Consider the following 15934-nt stretch of genomic DNA (forward strand, 5'->3'; position numbering starts at 1 on the left):
ATCGCCAAGTGCGGCGTCTGACCGTGCGAAGAATAATAAGAATAGGGTCTGCCTGATGGACCGACTTCAGCCATGCGTGTTGCCTGCCAATGGTGTGCTCCGCCAGAGCCTGCTGAACCTGTTGGCGCGCAGTGAAGATTTTGCCCTGACTTTGCTGCTGGCCCCGGCCGGCTCGGGAAAGTCGACGCTGTTGCAACACTGGCGCGGCCGTTGCGCTGCCGCGGTGGTGCATTACCCGCTGCAAGCGCGGGACAACGACCCGCTGTGTTTTTTCCGCCGCCTGGCTGACAGCATCCGCGCTCAGGTAGGCGATTTTGATACGTCCTGGTTCAACCCACTGGCGGTGGCTTCCAGCCTGTCACCGCAGCTATTGGGTGAGCTGCTCGCGGATGCCCTGGCGCGAGTCGAGGGCCCGCTGTTTATCGTGCTGGATGATTTTCAGTGGATCGAGTCGCGCAGCATTCTCGAGGTGATGGCGGCGCTGCTGGAGAAGCTGCCAGGCCATGTTCATCTGATCATCGCCAGCCGTAACCACCCAGGCTTTGCCCTGAGCCAGCTGAAGTTGGAAAACCGCCTGCTGTGTATTGATCAGCATGACCTACGTTTGTCAGTTGAGCAGGTGCAGCAGCTCAATACCCACCTGGGTGGTCAGGCGCTCAGTCAGGCGTATGTCGACAGTCTGCTGAGCATGACCGAAGGCTGGGTGGCGGGGGTTAAGATTGCCCTGCTGGCCTATGCGCGCTTCGGTACTCAGGCGCTGCAGCGCTTTAACGGCAGCCAGCCAGAAATCGTCGATTATTTCGGCCATGTGGTGCTGCGTCAGTTGCCGCCGGGCCTACGCGAGTTTCTGCTCTGTTGCGGCCTGTTTGAACGATTTGACGGTGCGCTTTGCGACTATGTGATGCAGCGTAATGGCTCGGCGTTGCTGCTTGAGGAGTTGGCTGAACGCCAACTGTTCTTGCTGCCGGTGGACAATCAGCCCGGCTGGTTTCGTTTTCACGCCCTGTTGCAGGATTTTCTCTGTCGTCGTCTGCAGGTCGAGGAATACGCGTGCCTGGATCAGCTGCACAGCCGTGCTGCCGACTATTACCTGAGCCTGGGCGAGTATGAGCAGGCGTTGCAGCATGCCCGGCACTGTAGCGATCAAAACGTCTTCCTTGGCCTGTTGGAGCACTGCTGCGCGTCATGGGTGCGCAGTGGGCAGTTTGGCGACATTCTGCGTTGGCTTGAACCGCTGCCGGAGACGCAGCTGCTGGCGCAACCCAAGTTGCTCGGCTGGTTGATTGCGGCGCTATCACTGTCGCGGCGTTTTCACCAGGCGCATTACTACCTTGAGTTGCTCGATACTCTTGAACACACCATGCCAGGCGTAAATCTGGAGCCGGCAACGCGGCAGTTTCTTGCCCTGTTGCTGGGCTTGTTCGAGCAGGACAAGGACTTTGTGCCGCCGCCGGCCTGGCGCGACTTGCTGGGTGCGGGGCAGGACCTGGAAATTCGCGCTTGCACCCTGGCGGTGATTGCTTATCAGCATCTATTGGCGGCGCGCCTGCAGGATGCGATTCGTTTTGCCAGCGAGTCCAAGCAGTTGCTCGCGCAATGTGGGCACAGCTTTCTGGAAAGTTACACCGATCTGATTATCGCGCTCTGCCACCGCAATGCCGGGCGGGCCACCCATGCGCGTAAGCAGGTGTGTCTGGACTACCAAAGTACCGATTCTATGTCTCCGGCCTGGGTCAATCGCGCCACGGCCATGGTGGTGGTGCTGTATGAGCAGAATCAGCTGGTTGAGGCGCAGCAGCTGTGTGACGAGCTGATGGCGATGGTCAATTCATCTTCGGCCACCGAGGCGATTGCCACGGTCTACATCACCTTGTCGCGGTTGCTGCATCGTCAGCAGCAGACGGCGCGTGCCAGCCGTTTGCTCGACCAGTTGTCGTGCATCCTGCAATTGGGCAACTACGCGCGTTTTGTCAGCCAGGTGGCCCAGGAAAGCATGCGCCAGGCCTACCTGAGCGGTAAGAGTGCCGCCATGGACGTCGTGGCTCAGCGTTACGATCTGCCGGTGCGGTTGCAGGCTGGGGAGTGGGAGCGCGTGCGCGCCTATGACGAAAGTTGGGAACGCCAGGGTTTGGCGTGCGTGTACTGGTTGCAGGCACGCGGTGCACCGGCGCAGGCCGAGCGGATTCTCAAGGTGCTGGCGGCCTCGTTGCGGCAAAGCGAGATGCGTGCGCGGCTGTTGATCGTCGAAGCCAACCGCCTGGTGCTGGCGGCGTCCCGGCAGAGCAAGAACCAGCAGTTGGCGGCGCTGGGCGGTCTGGTCGAGACCTATGGCATCGTCAATATCAACCGCTCGGTGTTCGATGAAGCGCCAGGTTTTGCCGCCGGTGTGCTGGATCTGGCGCAGTCCGGTTTATTGGTGGTACCGGACAACTACCGTGAGCACTATGCAGAGTTTCTCCAGGGCATTCAGACTGCGCCGCCGCTTGATGCGCTGGCCAGTGGTCTGCTGACCGGGCGTGAGGTGGACGTGTTCGAGTGTCTGCTTAGCGGCCTGTCGAACACCCAGATCAGCGACAAGACTGGTATTGCCTTGTCCACCACCAAATGGCACCTGAAAAACATCTACTCCAAGCTCAACGTCTCCAGCCGCACCGAGGCGATTCTCGCCGTACGGCCGCGCGCCCCGCTCAGCTAGATCTCTCTGCATAACTGATTGGCCATAGCCCCTCCGCTGGAAGGGGGCGTTGCGCCATACCCGTCGATAGGCTTGATCCTGCGCTGCTATGTCAGTAGCCGCCTTGTCCCTACAACAATAAAACGGGAGCAATAGCCATGTCGGTATGGGTCACTTGGCCAGCTTTGACCAAGCTGGGAACGTTGGGCGTAGTCTCCGGGCTACTGGTGCTGGCGGTTGAACGCCAGGCGTTGTTCGAGAACAACCTCTTCGATGTCGAAAATTATGCCGGCTACAACGCCAACATCACTTGCGATGCACGCAGCCTGGCGGCCCGCACCGAGGATGGCACCTGCAACATTCTCAGCAACCCGGCCGAGGGTTCGGTGTATCGGCGCTTTGGCCGCAACGTCAATCCGGCGGTGACCCAGGGTGAAACCACCACCTTACTCAGCCCCAACCCGCGTGAAGTGAGTAACAGCCTGATGGCGCGCGAGGAGTTCAAACCGGCACCGAGCCTGAACTTTATTGCCGCCGCCTGGATTCAATTTATGGTGCACGACTGGTTCGATCACGGCCCGAATGCCGATGCTGATCCGATCCAGTTCCCGTTGCCGCCGGGCGATGTGCTGGGCAGTGGCAGCATGTCGGTCAAGCGTACTCAACCGGACCCGAGCCGCAGCAGCAGTGAAGCCGGCAAGCCGCAGACCTACCGCAACCACAACACCCACTGGTGGGACGGCTCGCAGCTGTATGGCAGCAGCAAGGAAACCAACGACAAGGTGCGCTCGTTTGTCGACGGCAAGCTCAAGGTCAACGCCAACGGTACTTTGCCCACTGAGTTGCTCAGCGGTAAACCGGTAACCGGGTTCAACGAAAACTGGTGGTTGGGCCTGAGCATGCTGCATCAGCTGTTCACCCTCGAACACAACGCCATCGCCAGTAAGCTCAAGCAGAAGTACCCGGCGCAGAGCGACCAATGGCTGTACGACCGTGCGCGGCTGATCAACTCGGCGCTGATGGCCAAGATCCACACAGTGGAGTGGACCCCAGCGGTGATCGCCAACCCAATCACCGAGCGCGCCATGTACTCCAACTGGTGGGGCCTGCTCGGCCAGGGCGGCCCGCGTGATGACTTCCAGGCCGAAGTGCGCATGCTTCAGGCGGATCTGGCGCGCTCCGATTCCTTCGTCAAACGCATCCTCGGTTTCGATCCGAACGTGGCGCCGGGCGTTGGTAACAGTGCCATCGATCACGCCCTGACCGGCATCGTCGGCTCCACTGCGCCGAACAACTACGGCGTGCCGTTCACCCTCACCGAAGAGTTTGTCGCGGTGTACCGCATGCACCCGCTGATGCGCGACAACGTGCAGGTGTATGACATCGGCTCCAACCAGGTGGCGCGCACCATCGCCCTGCAGAACACCCGCGACCGTGACGCTGAGAACCTGCTCAACGACGAGCGACCGGAGCGCCTGTGGTACTCCTTTGGTATCACCAACCCAGGCTCGCTGACGCTGAACAACTACCCGAACTTCCTGCGTAACCTGTCGATGCCACTGGTGGGCGATATCGACCTGGCCGCCATCGATGTGTTGCGTGACCGTGAGCGTGGCGTGCCGCGCTATAACGAGTTCCGCCGGCAGATCGGCCTCAACCCGATCACCAAGTTCGAGGATCTGACCAAGGATGCCGCGACTCTCGCCGAGCTCAAGCGCCTGTACAGCAACGACATCGAGAAGATCGACACCCTGGTCGGCCAATTGGCGGAAACCGTGCGTCCTGAGGGCTTTGCCTTCGGTGAAACGGCATTCCAGATCTTTATCATGAACGCCTCGCGCCGACTGATGGCTGACCGCTTCTACACCAAGGATTACCGCCCGGAGGTGTATACCCCGGAAGGGATCGATTGGGTCGAGCACACCACCATGGTGGATGTGCTGCGTCGGCATAACCCGCAGCTGCAAACCAGCCTGGCCGGTGTGGAAAATGCCTTCAAACCCTGGGGGCTGAATATTCCGGCGGATTACGAAAGCTGGCCTGGGGCCAACAAGCAGGAAAATCTCTGGGTCAACGGCGCGCTGCGCACCCAGTACGCGGCAGACCAGCTGCCGGCGTTGCAGCGTGTGAATATCGGTGGGCTGATTGGTTCGATTCTGTGGAACAAAGTGAAGGTTCGCAGTGACGTGGCTCCAGCAGGTTATGAGAAGCCGATCCATCCGCATGGCGTAATGGCCAAGGTCAAGTTCGTCGCGGTGCCGAACAACCCCTACAGCGGGCTGTTCCAGGGTTCCGACAATGGCCTGCTGCGTCTGTCGGTGACCGGTGATCCGGCTGATCGCGGTTTTGCCCCAGGCTTGGCGTGGAAGGCCTTTGTCGATGGCAAACCGTCGGAGAACGTGTCCGCGCTCTACACCCTGAGTGGGCAGGGCGCTAACCATAACTTCTTCGCCAACGAGCTGTCGCAGTATGTGGTGCCGGAAGCCAACGACACCCTGGGCACGACCATCCTGTTCTCGGCGGTGAGCCTCAAGCCGACGCTGCTGCTGCTCAACGACATGGCAGAAGTCACCCAGGCAGGCGCCGCAGTAGCTAAACCCAAAGCGCCGACGCAGATTTACTTTGTGCCGCGCACCGAGCTGCGTAATCGCTTCGCCAGCACAGCCCATGATTTCCGTACAGATCTGCTGACTCTGAATGCCGGCACCAAGGTCTATGACGTGTACGCCACGTCGATGGAGATCAAAACCTCGATCATTCCGTCGATCAGCCGCAACTACGCCGCGCAACGGCGTAACAGTGCGGTGAAGATTGGCGAGATGGAGCTGACCTCGGCCTTTATCGCCTCGGCGTTCGGTGATAACGGGGTGTTCTTCAAGCACCAGCGTAACGAAGACAAATAAGCGTTAGTCGCGCTAAAGCAAAAGGCCTCGGTAGATACCGAGGCCTTTTTATTTCTCTGCTGCCCTGTGTGTACGGCCGAGAGGTTACTCGCGTAGATCGATAGCCTCAGGCTCGCCCAGGTCAAACAGCTGTACCGGGTCGCGCGGCAGGATGCCGGGACGGTAGTTCTCGCGGATATCGCCAAGCACACGGATATCGCTGTATTTCTTCCCGGACAACGCCGCCATACCGGCCGCGTCGCGAATCACGGTCGGGCGTAGGAACACCATCAAGTTGCGCTTGATGCGGGTTTCCTTGGTCGAGCGAAACAGGGCGCCCACCAGCGGAATATCGCCGAGCAGTGGCACCTTGGAGTCGGCTTGGGTCACGTCATCCTGAATCAACCCGCCGAGCACGATGACCTGGCCGTTTTCGGCAAGGATGGTGCTCTTGATCGAGCGTTTGTTGGTGATCAGGTCGACGGCATTAACGCCCTGGCTGGTGGGGGCAATGGAGGAGATTTCCTGCTCGATTTCCAGGCGAAGGCTGGCGCCATCGTTGATATGCGGGGTGACCTTGAGGGTTACGCCGATGTCCTGGCGCTCGATGGTGGTGAAGGGGTTATCGGCACCCGAAGCGCTGGTGGTGAAGGAACCAGTCTGGAAGGGCACGTTCTGCCCGACCAGGATTTCCGCCTTCTGGTGGTCCAGAGTCAGCAGGCTCGGTGTGGACAATAGATTGCTCTTGCTGTTGGCTGACAGGGCGGTAATCAGCACGCCAAAACTGTCAGTGCCCAGGCCGATGATTGCGCCGTCCGGCAGGTTGGCCAGGGTGTTGTTATCGGTGCCGCTGTCGTTGCCGCTGTCCTGAATGGCTTGCAGTACTCGGCCCACTGACAGCCCGGTGCCGCTGAAATTGGTTCCACCCAGGCCACCGGTGCTGCCACGGGCATCCACGGCCCATTGCACGCCTAGGGCGTCGCTGATATCACCGGAAACTTCGACAATCGCCGCCTCGACCATCACCTGAGCGCGCGGTACATCCAGCTGGCGCACGATATCTTCCAGGGTCGCCACCACGTCAGGTTCGGCCAGCAGCACCAGGGCGTTGAGGCTTTCATCCGCGCGGATCAGGATGGTTTGCGGTTTGCCGGTGGTTTCGCCGCCAGCTTCGGGTTTGAGCTTTTCGGAAATTTCGCCGAGGGTTTCCGCCAGGCTCTTGGCATCGCCATGGCGCAGGCGGATCACTCGGGTATTGGCCGAGCGGCTGGTGGGGGTGTCCAGCGATTGTGCCAGGGCCACCAATTTGGCCCGCGCGGCCGGCGGGCCGAGCAGAATCAGGCGGTTGGTGCGGCCGTCAGCAATCACCTGAGTGCCGGACGCACCCTTGGCCTGACCACGGTCCACGGCATTGCGCAGCACTTCGGCGGTGTCCATGACCCAGGCGTGTTGCAGATTGAGCACGCTGTAGTCGTTTTGGCCTTTCTGGTCGAGCTGACGCAGCAGGTCTTCGATGCGTTCAATATTGGCTGTACGGTCACTGATGATGATCGCGTTGGCGCTGCTGATCGCCGCCAGGTGGCCGTACTGCGGCACCAGTGGGCGGATCAGCGGAATCAACTCGGTGGCCGAGCCGTGCTGCACCTGGATCAGTCGGGTTTCCAGGCGGTCTGGTGCGTTGCGCCCGGCGTCCGCATCGGCCTTGGCCTCGGCGTTGGGCACGATACGCGCCTGATCACCTTGGGTAATGACGCTGAAGCCGTGGGTGGCCATTACCGAGAGAAACAGCTGATAAACCTCGGTCAGCGTCAGCGGGCTGTTGGACACCACACTGACCTGACCCTTGACCCGTGGATCGACGACAAAGGTCTGCCCGCTGATCTGCGCCACCTGGTCGATAAACTCGCGAATATCGGCGCCCTTGAGGTTGATGGTCCAGCTTTCTTCCTGCTGGCTGGCACTCGGCGCGACGGCGGTGACGGCGGCGCTCAGTGGCAGCGGACTGCAGGCGAGGCCAGCGGCCAGCAGGGCGAAGGTAAGGCGCGAGAGAGTCGGGGTCATCGTGTCAGTTTTCTTCCATGGGCTGTTCGGTGGGTTCTGCAGTCTCAGGCAGACTGCCGGAGTCCTGCATCTGCTGGCGCAGGGCGTCCATACGCTCACGCAGTTGGCTCAGATCATCGGATTCCATTTCGCTGAGCTGCTCAAGCGGGTCGGCCATGACCTCCTGAGTGTTGCTCTGCAGGCTGCCAGCGGTCGAACTATTGAGTGGGAAACTGAGGCTTTCGCGGCGGCCATTGCGCAGCAGCTCGACGCGGTCGGCGGCCACCGAATGCAGGCGCACGCCGCTGCTGATTTCGCTGTTGACGCTGTAGCGCTGGGCAGTGCTGCCTTCGCTGAGGATGATGGCAGTGGAGCGTTGCGGATCGGCATGGACAAAGCTGCCGAGCAGGGTAAGGCGCAGGTTGGTACTGGGCGCAGGGCCATCAGTGGCGGCGCTGCTGGTGCCGAACAGTTGGCCGATCTCGGGATTGACTGCTGCCACTGGCGCTTCGCTTGTGCTGTTGCTGCTGGCTGCCACTGGCGCGCGCAGCAAACGTAGCCAGTCGGCGCTTTGCCAGGCCAGGCTGACGCTCATCGCAAGTATCAGCGCGATGCCAGCAAGGGAGGTGGCCTGGCGCTGTAGCCAGCGTTGGGGAGCCGTAAGCTGCAAGGGGGGCGTCACTCCGTAACTTATTATTATGTGGTGTGGTTCGCGCGCTGATCATAGACATTTGCCAAGCATTTGGCAGCCCCTGGTTGGGGTAGTGTGTAGACCAGTTCAATGTGCTAAAGATAGCGCGCTGTTTTTCGCTCTATTGCGGCTAACTTACAACAACTATGTTGCAAAACCCCAGTTTTTGAGCCCTCGCTTGATATTCTTGGGTTCATCATCAGCTTTCTGTGCTTAAGGCATATTACGGATGAATGCGTTGCTTACAGAAGTGCCATCACGGCGTTTACCTTTCAGCTTTGCCAGGCGTCACGGTGTGGTCCTCGTAGTGGAGGGTGGTGTCCCTTGCCTGGCTTATCGTGTGGGTGTCGAGTTGGTGGCGCTGAGCGAGGCGCAGCGTTTTGTCGGTGCACAGCTGTCGTTGCAGGCGCTGTCGGCAGAGGCCTTCGAGCAGGCCCTGGCCAAGGCCTATCAGCATGATTCGGCGTCCATGCAGCTGGCCGAGGATATCGGCGGTAGCCTGGATCTGGCGGCATTGGCCGAGCAGGTGCCGGAAACCGAAGACCTGCTGGAGCAGGAAGACGACGCGCCGATCATCCGCCTGATTAACGCCATCCTCGGCGAAGCGATCAAAGAAAACGCCTCGGACATCCACCTGGAAACCTTCGAAAAACGCTTAGTCGTGCGCTTCCGGGTGGACGGTATCCTGCGTGAAGTGCTGGAGCCCAAGCGAGAACTGGCGGCGTTATTGGTTTCGCGGATCAAGGTCATGGCGCGGTTGGATATCGCTGAAAAGCGCATCCCGCAGGATGGCCGTATTTCCCTGAAAGTCGGTGGCCGCGAGGTCGACGTGCGGGTTTCGACCCTGCCCTCGGCCAATGGCGAGCGCGTGGTGTTACGTCTGCTCGACAAGCAGGCCGGCCGTCTCAACCTGCAACACTTGGGCATGAGCCCGCGTGACCGCGATCAGATGGAAGCCACGGTGCGCAAGCCTCACGGCATTCTGCTGGTCACCGGGCCTACCGGTTCCGGTAAGACCACCACGCTGTACGCCAGCCTGGTCAGCCTGAATGACCGCACACGCAATATTCTTACCGTTGAAGACCCGATCGAATATCACCTCGAAGGCATTGGCCAGACCCAGGTTAACTCCAAGGTCGATATGACCTTTGCCCGTGGCCTGCGCGCCATCCTGCGTCAGGACCCAGATGTGGTGATGGTCGGCGAGATTCGCGACAAGGAAACCGCCGAAATCGCCGTGCAGGCCTCGTTGACCGGCCACCTGGTGCTCTCGACCCTGCACACCAACAGCGCCATCGGCGCGATTACCCGTCTGGTGGACATGGGCATTGAGCCGTTCCTGCTGTCGTCATCCTTGCTCGGCGTGCTGGCCCAGCGTTTGGTGCGGGTACTTTGCCCGCATTGCAAAGAGGCCTATCAGGCCGACGAAGCCGAGTGCACATTACTCGGCGTGCCGTTCGCATCGCCACCGACCCTATACCACGCCCGCGGCTGCGCCGAGTGCCATCAGCAGGGTTACCGTGGCCGCACCGGCATCTACGAGTTAGTGGTGTTTGATGACCACTTGCGCACCCTGATTCACAACGCCGCTTCCGAGCAGGACATGACCCGTCACGCCCGCACCCTCGGCCCGAGCATCCGTGAGGATGGCCGGCGCAAGGTGCTGGAAGGGGCGACCACGGTTGAGGAAGTGCTGCGCGTGACCCGAGAAGAATAATGGCCGCGTTCGAATACCTCGCCCTCGACGGCAAAGGTCGCCAGCAGAAAGGTGTGCTGGAAGCTGACAGTGCGCGCCAGGTGCGGCAGATACTGCGTGAACGGCAATTGGCGCCGCTGGATGTCAAAGCCACTCGCACCCGTGAAAATGCAGGCGCAGGCTCGCACTTCAGTTTTGCTCGCGGTATCTCGGCTCGCGATCTGGCGTTGATCACCCGGCAATTGGCGACCCTGGTGCAGGCTGCGCTGCCAATTGAGGAAGCCTTGCGTGCAGCTGCAGCTCAGGCCAGTTCGCCGCGTATCCAAAGCATGCTGCTGGCCGTGCGCGCGCGGGTGTTGGAAGGTCATGACCTGGCCAGCAGCCTGAAAGAATTCCCTTCGGCTTTCCCCGAGTTGTATCGCGCCACTGTCGCGGCGGGCGAGCATGCCGGCCATCTGGGCCCGGTGCTGGAGCAATTGGCCGATTACACCGAACAACGTCATCAATCGCGGCAGAAAATTCAACTGGCGCTGCTTTATCCACTGATTCTGATGTGCGCCTCGCTACTGATTGTCGGCTTCCTGCTCGGTTATGTGGTGCCGGATGTGGTGCGGGTGTTTGTTGACTCCGGGCAAACCCTGCCGGCGCTGACTCGCGGTCTGATTGCCCTGAGCGATTGGGTCAAAGGCTGGGGCTGGCTGGCGGTGATTCTCGCCATCCTGGGCGTGTTCGCCCTGCGCTGGGCGCTGCGTGATGATGCGGTCAAAGCGCGCTGGCACGGTTTTTTGCTGCGCATCCCGCTGGTAGGGCGCTTGATTCGTGCCACTGACTGCGCACGGTTTGCTTCGACCTTGGCCATTCTGACCCGCAGCGGTGTGCCGTTGGTTGAAGCCCTGGGCATCGGCGCACAGGTGATCGCCAATCTGGTGATTCGCGCTGACGTGGTGATTGCCGCGCAGAAGGTGCGCGAGGGCGGCAGCCTGACCCGCGCGCTGGAGGCCAGCGGGCAATTTCCGCCGATGATGCTGCATATGATCGCCAGCGGCGAACGCTCGGGTGAGCTGGATCAGATGCTGGCGCGTACCGCGCGCAATCAGGAAAACGATTTGGGTGCCCAGGTGGCGCTGCTGGTGGGGCTGTTCGAGCCCTTTATGCTGGTCTTTATGGGGGTAGTGGTGCTGGTGATCGTACTGGCCATTCTGCTGCCGATTCTGTCTCTCAATCAGTTGGTGGGGTAAGCAGTGAACAAGCGTCAATCAGGTTTTACGCTGATCGAAATCATGGTGGTGGTGGTGATCCTCGGCATCCTCGCAGCATTAGTGGTGCCGCAGGTAATGAGCCGGCCTGATCAGGCCAAGGTCACCGTGGCCAAGGGCGATATCAAGGCTGTAGCGGCCGCGCTGGATATGTACAAGCTGGATAACCATGCCTACCCGAGTACCCAGCAGGGTCTGGAAGCGCTGGTGAAGAAGCCCTCCGGCAATCCGCAGCCGAAGAATTGGAACCGCGACGGCTACCTCAAGCGTCTGCCGGTCGATCCGTGGGGCAACGTCTACCAATACCTGGCTCCGGGCACCAAGGGCGCTTTCGACCTGTATTCCCTGGGCGCCGACGGCAAGGATGGCGGCAGTGATCAGGATGCCGATATCGGTAACTGGGATCTCTGATTCCCATGCGCCAGCAACCGAGCCAGGCTGGGGGCTTTACCCTGATCGAACTGCTGGTGGTGCTGGTGATTCTTGGCAGCCTGATCGGTATTGCGGTGCTCAGCGTGGGCATCGCCGGTCCGGGGCGCGAGTTGCATAACGAAGCCGAACGGCTGGCCGGATTGATTGGCGTGCTGGCCGAGGAAGCGGTGCTGGATAACCAGGAGTACGGCCTGCTGCTCAGTCGCGAGGCCTATCAGGTGCTGCGCTACGACTCGGCGAAACAGAGTTGGCAGGCCTTGTCGGCCAAGCCCCATAAGCTGCCGGGCTGGGCCGAGCTGAGTGTCGAGCTGGAAGGTGCGGCGCTGGAGCTACCGCTGCCTGAGGGCGAAAAATCCAGCAAAGGTGCACTGACGCCACAGTTGTTGTTGCTGTCGAGCGGGGAAATCAGCCCGTTTCGTTTACGCCTAGCCGAGCGCCGCGCCGATGGGCTGCGCCTGCAATTGGTCAGTGATGGTTTTCAGCTGCCCAAGGTCGAGAGCGAGCAGCCGGCAGGGCGCAAACGATGAGGCGCGCGGGCGGCTTTACCCTGCTTGAGGTGCTGGTTGCTTTGGCTATTTTCGCGCTGGTCGCTGCCAGTGTGCTGACCGCCACCGCGCGCAGCCTGCAAACCGCCTCGCGCCTGGAAGACAAGACCCTGGCCATGTGGATCGCCGACAACCAGCTGGCGGAGTTGCAGTTGTCGAAGACTCCGGTGGCCGATGGCCGCGACCAGGGCGAGGTGGATTTCGCCGGGCGGCGCTGGCAGTGGCAAAGCGAGGTGCTGGCCACCAGCGAGGCCGATATGCGCCGCGTCACCCTGTGGGTCGCGCCCGCAGAGCAGGGGCGTTCGGGCGGCGATGTACGTGAGCGCGCGGTGGTCAGCCTGAACGGTTTTCTCGGGGTGCTGCCATGAGGGCGGCGCGCGGTTTTACCCTGCTCGAATTGCTGATCGCCATCGCCATCTTTGCGCTGCTGGGGCTGGGCACCTACCGCATGCTCGATAGCGTGCTGCAAACCGATAGGGTCACCCGTGACCATGAACTGCAACTGCGCGAGCTGGTGCGCGCCATGGGCGCATTCGAGCGCGATGTGTTGCAGGTGCAGGCCAGGTCCACGCGTGATCCATTTGGTGATCCGCGCGCCGCTTTGGTTGGTGAGGACCTGGATAACCCAGCTCTGGAGCTGACCCGCAGCGGCTGGCGCAATCCCTTGGGGCAATCGCGCTCCGGTTTGCAGCGGGTGCGCTGGCAGCTCAGTGGTGAGCAGTGGCAACGTCAGTACTGGACGGTGCTGGATCAGGCGCAGGACAGCCAGCCGCAGGTGCAACAGGCGCTGGATGGGGTCACCCGACTGCAGTTGCGTTATCTGGATCAGGAAGGCACTTGGCAGACCAGTTGGCCGCCTCTGGGCAACAACCCGGACGATGCACTCAAGCTGTTGCCGCAGGCCGTTGAACTGGTGCTGGAGCATCGCCGTTATGGTGAGCTGCGCCGTGTGCTGCGCCTGCCCGAAGGCTTGCCGGAGCGTCTGCAACAGGCGCCTGAACCGAGTCCAGATGATTCTGGTGAAGATATTCCCGAGGAGCCGCGCTTATGAGTCGGCAGCGTGGTATGGCGCTGATCACCGTGTTGCTGGTGGTGGCGGTGGTGACTGTGGTCAGCGCCGGGATTATCGCCCGTCAGCAGCTGTCGATCCGCAGCAGCGCCAATCAGCTGCATGTGCGTCAGGCCTGGCATTACGCCCTGGGCGGCGAGACCCTGGCTAAAGCCATTCTGCAGCGCGACCTGCGCGAGGGCGATCCGCGTGCCCCGGTGGATCATCCAGGTGAGGCCTGGGCCAAGTCGCGCGCACCCTTTGCCTTGGATGAAGGCGGCGCCTTGCGGGTGCAGATTAGCGACCCGAGCGGGCGTTTCAACCTCAACAGTTTGCTACGTCAGGGCCAGCCCAACGAGGCCGCCGTGGCGCAATTTCGCCGTCTGCTGCTTGGGCTGCAAATCGAAGCGCCTTACGCCGAGCGCCTGCTCGACTGGCTGGATGCTGACGATCAGCCTAGCGGCGGTTACGGTGCGGAAGACAATCAATATCTGTTGGCGCAGCCGCCTTATCGTGCGGGCAATCGCGAGTTGAAGGATGTCTCCGAGCTGCGCCTGTTGCTGGAAATGACCGAGGCGGACTACCAGCGCCTATCGCCCTATGTCAGCGCCTTGCCGGCGGATGCCACGCTCAACGTCAATACTGCCAGCGCGCGCGTGCTGGCCAGCGTGGCTGAAGGGTTGCCGCTGAGTACTGCTCAGGGCCTGGTCGCCGCACGGGGCAGTGAGGGTTATCGTGATTTACCGAGCTTTACTGCGCAGCTGAGCGGCTTGCAGGTGCAGAGCCAAGGGTTGGCTGTGGGTAGTCAATATTTTCAGGTGCTCAGCGAGGTCACTGTGGGTGAGCGCCGTCAGGTTTTACGCAGTACCTTGCAGCGCGCCAGCGATGGCAAGTTGTATGTTCTAGCCCGTGATTTGGGGCAGGGCGGTATGCCGCCGGCGCCCGTTGAGGAAGTCGAACCATGAGTCAGACCTATGTATTTCTGCCACCCGCCGCTTGTACCGGCGCTCAGGCGGATCTACCCGTGCAGTGGGTGGCCGACGGGGTAAGCGAAACCCTGGCGTTTGGTGACGCGCAGACGCAGCTTGGCGCCAGCTGGACCCTGGTCCTGCCCGTTGAGGCGGTAACGGCCTGCGCGGTCAATCTGCCGACGCGCAAAGCCCGCTGGTTGCGTCAGGCGCTGCCGTTTGCGGTGGAGGAGCTGCTCGCCGAAGAGGTCGAGCTGATGCACCTGGCGTTGGGCGAGCAATTAGCCGATGGCCGTCACCGGGTGTTTGCCGTGCGCCGCAGCTGGCTGGCCGGCTGGCTGGCATTATGCCCTACAGCGCCGCAGGCGATTGTGGTGGATGCCGATCTGTTGCCTGGGCCGGGCACTGCCCTCTTGCCGCTGCACGGCCGCTGGCTGCTGGGCGGCGAGAATGTCACGCGGATGGCCTTGCAAGCTCAGGACTGGCCGCAGCTGAGCCCCTTGTGTGTGCAGCCGCAGGTGGCCTGGTGTGACCCGCAGCACCCGGCGCCGCAACCGGTGGATGAACGCATGGCGCTGGCCGATCCCTATGTCTGGCTGGCCCAGCAACCGCTGCGCAACAACCTGGCTCAGGGCGAGTTCGCCGTGCAAAGCAGTAGCGGCCAGTGGCAGCGCTGGCGGCCATTGTTGGGGCTGGTCGGCATGTGGCTGGTGTTGCAGTGGGGTTTCAATCTGGCGCAGGGCTGGCACTTGCAGCGTCAGGCCGATGAATACGCCGCTGCCAGCGCCGCGTTGTACAAGGAGCTGTTCCCGCAGGACAGCAAGCTGGTCAACCTGCGTGCGCAGTTTGATCAGCATCTGCAGGCAGGCACGGGCAGCGGACAAACCCGTCTGCTCGGCTTGCTTGCCCAGGTTAGCGGCGCACTGGCGGCTGAAGGCGGTCAAGTGCAGATTAGCCAGGTGGATTTCAGTGAGGTGCGCGGCGATCTGGCTATGCAGGTGCAGGCCGCCGGTTTTGCCGAGTTGGAGCGTCTGCGTGAGCGCTTGCAGGAAAGTGGCCTGGCGGTGCAGCTGGGCTCGGCCAGTCGGGAAGGGGCAGGCGTCAGCGCGCGCGTGGTGATCGGAGGATGAGTATGGTTTCGCAAGGCAAGGGCTTTACCGCGCAATTGGATAATTCGCTGTTGCTGCAGCGCTGGCGTGCTCTGGCGCCGCGTGAGCAGTTTTCGCTCGGCAGTCTCGGGGCCTTTCTGCTGCTGGTGCTGCTCTATCTGACGCTCTGGCAACCGGTGCAGGAACGCTTGGCCGCTGCGCGCAGTGCGTTTGAAACGCAGCGCGAGTTGAATGCCTACCTGCATAGCCAGGCGCCGGCGGCGCGCAATCTGGCCAGCACCCCGCAGCAGGCAATTGACCCGGAGCGTCTGCAAGGCATGGTCACGGCCACGGCGGCAACCCAGGGGCTGACTATCGAGCGCTTGGACAATTCCGGCGATGGCGCTGTGCAGCTCAACCTGCAGCCGGCCCCATTTGCTCAGCTGCTGCGCTGGTTCACTGTGCTGCAAGAGCAGGGCGTGCAAATCGCCGAAGCTGGGCTGGATCGCACCGAAGACAATAAGGTGGCTGCTCGGCTCAGTCTGCGGGTAGCGCAATAATGGTGCGGCGTGCCCTGTGATAGCACCTGGCAAGGGCAGCGTTTTTTGCACTTT

General features: G+C 61.6%; 13 protein-coding genes. 11 read left to right on the forward strand and 2 right to left on the reverse strand.

Annotation, left to right across the window (positions count from 1 at the left end):
* The first annotated feature begins 55 nt into the window (after window positions 1–55).
* Both RHP75_RS07660 and RHP75_RS07665 read left to right on the forward strand, forming a co-directional pair.
* The gene (locus RHP75_RS07660) at window positions 56–2695 is read left to right on the forward strand and encodes a LuxR C-terminal-related transcriptional regulator (RefSeq protein WP_311091214.1); all 2640 of its coding nucleotides are present in this window, start codon (window positions 56–58) and stop codon (window positions 2693–2695) included.
* Between the two features lie 137 nt (window positions 2696–2832).
* Entirely contained in the window at window positions 2833–5577 is a 2745-nt protein-coding gene (locus RHP75_RS07665; RefSeq protein ID WP_311091215.1) for a peroxidase family protein, read from the forward strand.
* Between the two features lie 84 nt (window positions 5578–5661).
* Here RHP75_RS07665 and gspD read toward each other — a convergent pair whose 3' ends face one another.
* Together gspD and RHP75_RS07675 are read right to left on the reverse strand one after the other, a co-directional pair.
* Window positions 5662–7617, reverse strand: coding sequence for a type II secretion system secretin GspD (gene gspD / locus RHP75_RS07670; protein WP_311091216.1), 1956 nt, complete (start codon window positions 7615–7617; stop codon window positions 5662–5664).
* Between the two features lie 4 nt (window positions 7618–7621).
* On the reverse strand, window positions 7622–8191 hold the full coding sequence (locus tag RHP75_RS07675; protein ID WP_311091217.1) for a type II secretion system protein N: 570 nt from the start codon (window positions 8189–8191) through the stop codon (window positions 7622–7624).
* A gap of 325 nt (window positions 8192–8516) precedes the next feature.
* Here RHP75_RS07675 and gspE point away from each other — a divergent pair, with 325 nt between their 5' ends.
* From gspE to RHP75_RS07720, 9 genes are read left to right on the forward strand one after another with little or no spacing between them, the layout of a single operon-like run.
* Entirely contained in the window at window positions 8517–10004 is a 1488-nt protein-coding gene (gene gspE, locus RHP75_RS07680) for a type II secretion system ATPase GspE (protein WP_311091218.1), read from the forward strand.
* Window positions 10004–11221, forward strand: a complete 1218-nt coding sequence (xcpS, locus tag RHP75_RS07685; RefSeq protein ID WP_311091219.1) for a GspF family T2SS innner membrane protein variant XcpS — start codon at window positions 10004–10006, stop codon at window positions 11219–11221. The genes gspE and xcpS overlap by 1 nt, the downstream gene beginning before the upstream one ends.
* Window positions 11222–11263: 42 nt before the next feature.
* Window positions 11264–11650: a type II secretion system major pseudopilin GspG gene (gene gspG, locus RHP75_RS07690; RefSeq protein ID WP_311091887.1), complete on the forward strand. Its 387-nt coding sequence runs from the start codon at window positions 11264–11266 to the stop codon at window positions 11648–11650.
* A gap of 5 nt (window positions 11651–11655) precedes the next feature.
* A complete protein-coding gene (gspH, locus tag RHP75_RS07695; RefSeq protein ID WP_311091220.1) occupies window positions 11656–12198 on the forward strand; it encodes a type II secretion system minor pseudopilin GspH in 543 nt (180 codons plus the stop codon).
* The gene (gene gspI, locus RHP75_RS07700; protein WP_311091221.1) at window positions 12195–12584 is read left to right on the forward strand and encodes a type II secretion system minor pseudopilin GspI; all 390 of its coding nucleotides are present in this window, start codon (window positions 12195–12197) and stop codon (window positions 12582–12584) included. Before gspH ends, gspI begins: the two co-directional genes overlap by 4 nt.
* Window positions 12581–13267, forward strand: coding sequence for a type II secretion system minor pseudopilin GspJ (gene gspJ / locus RHP75_RS07705; protein WP_311091222.1), 687 nt, complete (start codon window positions 12581–12583; stop codon window positions 13265–13267). Before gspI ends, gspJ begins: the two co-directional genes overlap by 4 nt.
* On the forward strand, window positions 13264–14229 hold the full coding sequence (gene gspK / locus RHP75_RS07710; RefSeq protein WP_311091223.1) for a type II secretion system minor pseudopilin GspK: 966 nt from the start codon (window positions 13264–13266) through the stop codon (window positions 14227–14229). Before gspJ ends, gspK begins: the two co-directional genes overlap by 4 nt.
* The gene (gene gspL, locus RHP75_RS07715; protein ID WP_311091224.1) at window positions 14226–15362 is read left to right on the forward strand and encodes a type II secretion system protein GspL; all 1137 of its coding nucleotides are present in this window, start codon (window positions 14226–14228) and stop codon (window positions 15360–15362) included. Before gspK ends, gspL begins: the two co-directional genes overlap by 4 nt.
* Window positions 15359–15880, forward strand: a complete 522-nt coding sequence (locus RHP75_RS07720; protein ID WP_311091225.1) for a type II secretion system protein M — start codon at window positions 15359–15361, stop codon at window positions 15878–15880. The genes gspL and RHP75_RS07720 overlap by 4 nt, the downstream gene beginning before the upstream one ends.
* The last annotated feature ends 54 nt before the right edge of the window (window positions 15881–15934 follow it).

The sequence above is a fragment of the Pseudomonas sp. SG20056 genome (assembly GCF_031764535.1).
In the GTDB taxonomy this organism is placed as follows: Bacteria; Pseudomonadota; Gammaproteobacteria; order Pseudomonadales; family Pseudomonadaceae; genus Aquipseudomonas.

Bases quoted from the DNA above. Each gene is read 5' to 3' on its own strand.
- RHP75_RS07660 (WP_311091214.1), top strand. From the start codon at position 56: ATGGACCGACTTCAGCCATGCGTGTTGCCTGCCAATGGTGTGCTCCGC.
- RHP75_RS07665 (WP_311091215.1), top strand. From the start codon at position 2,833: ATGTCGGTATGGGTCACTTGGCCAGCTTTGACCAAGCTGGGAACGTTG.
- gspD (WP_311091216.1), bottom strand. From the start codon at position 7,617: ATGACCCCGACTCTCTCGCGCCTTACCTTCGCCCTGCTGGCCGCTGGC.
- RHP75_RS07675 (WP_311091217.1), bottom strand. From the start codon at position 8,191: ATGAGCGTCAGCCTGGCCTGGCAAAGCGCCGACTGGCTACGTTTGCTG.
- gspE (WP_311091218.1), top strand. From the start codon at position 8,517: ATGAATGCGTTGCTTACAGAAGTGCCATCACGGCGTTTACCTTTCAGC.
- xcpS (WP_311091219.1), top strand. From the start codon at position 10,004: ATGGCCGCGTTCGAATACCTCGCCCTCGACGGCAAAGGTCGCCAGCAG.
- gspG (WP_311091887.1), top strand. From the start codon at position 11,264: ATGGTGGTGGTGGTGATCCTCGGCATCCTCGCAGCATTAGTGGTGCCG.
- gspH (WP_311091220.1), top strand. From the start codon at position 11,656: ATGCGCCAGCAACCGAGCCAGGCTGGGGGCTTTACCCTGATCGAACTG.
- gspI (WP_311091221.1), top strand. From the start codon at position 12,195: ATGAGGCGCGCGGGCGGCTTTACCCTGCTTGAGGTGCTGGTTGCTTTG.
- gspJ (WP_311091222.1), top strand. From the start codon at position 12,581: ATGAGGGCGGCGCGCGGTTTTACCCTGCTCGAATTGCTGATCGCCATC.
- gspK (WP_311091223.1), top strand. From the start codon at position 13,264: ATGAGTCGGCAGCGTGGTATGGCGCTGATCACCGTGTTGCTGGTGGTG.
- gspL (WP_311091224.1), top strand. From the start codon at position 14,226: ATGAGTCAGACCTATGTATTTCTGCCACCCGCCGCTTGTACCGGCGCT.
- RHP75_RS07720 (WP_311091225.1), top strand. From the start codon at position 15,359: ATGAGTATGGTTTCGCAAGGCAAGGGCTTTACCGCGCAATTGGATAAT.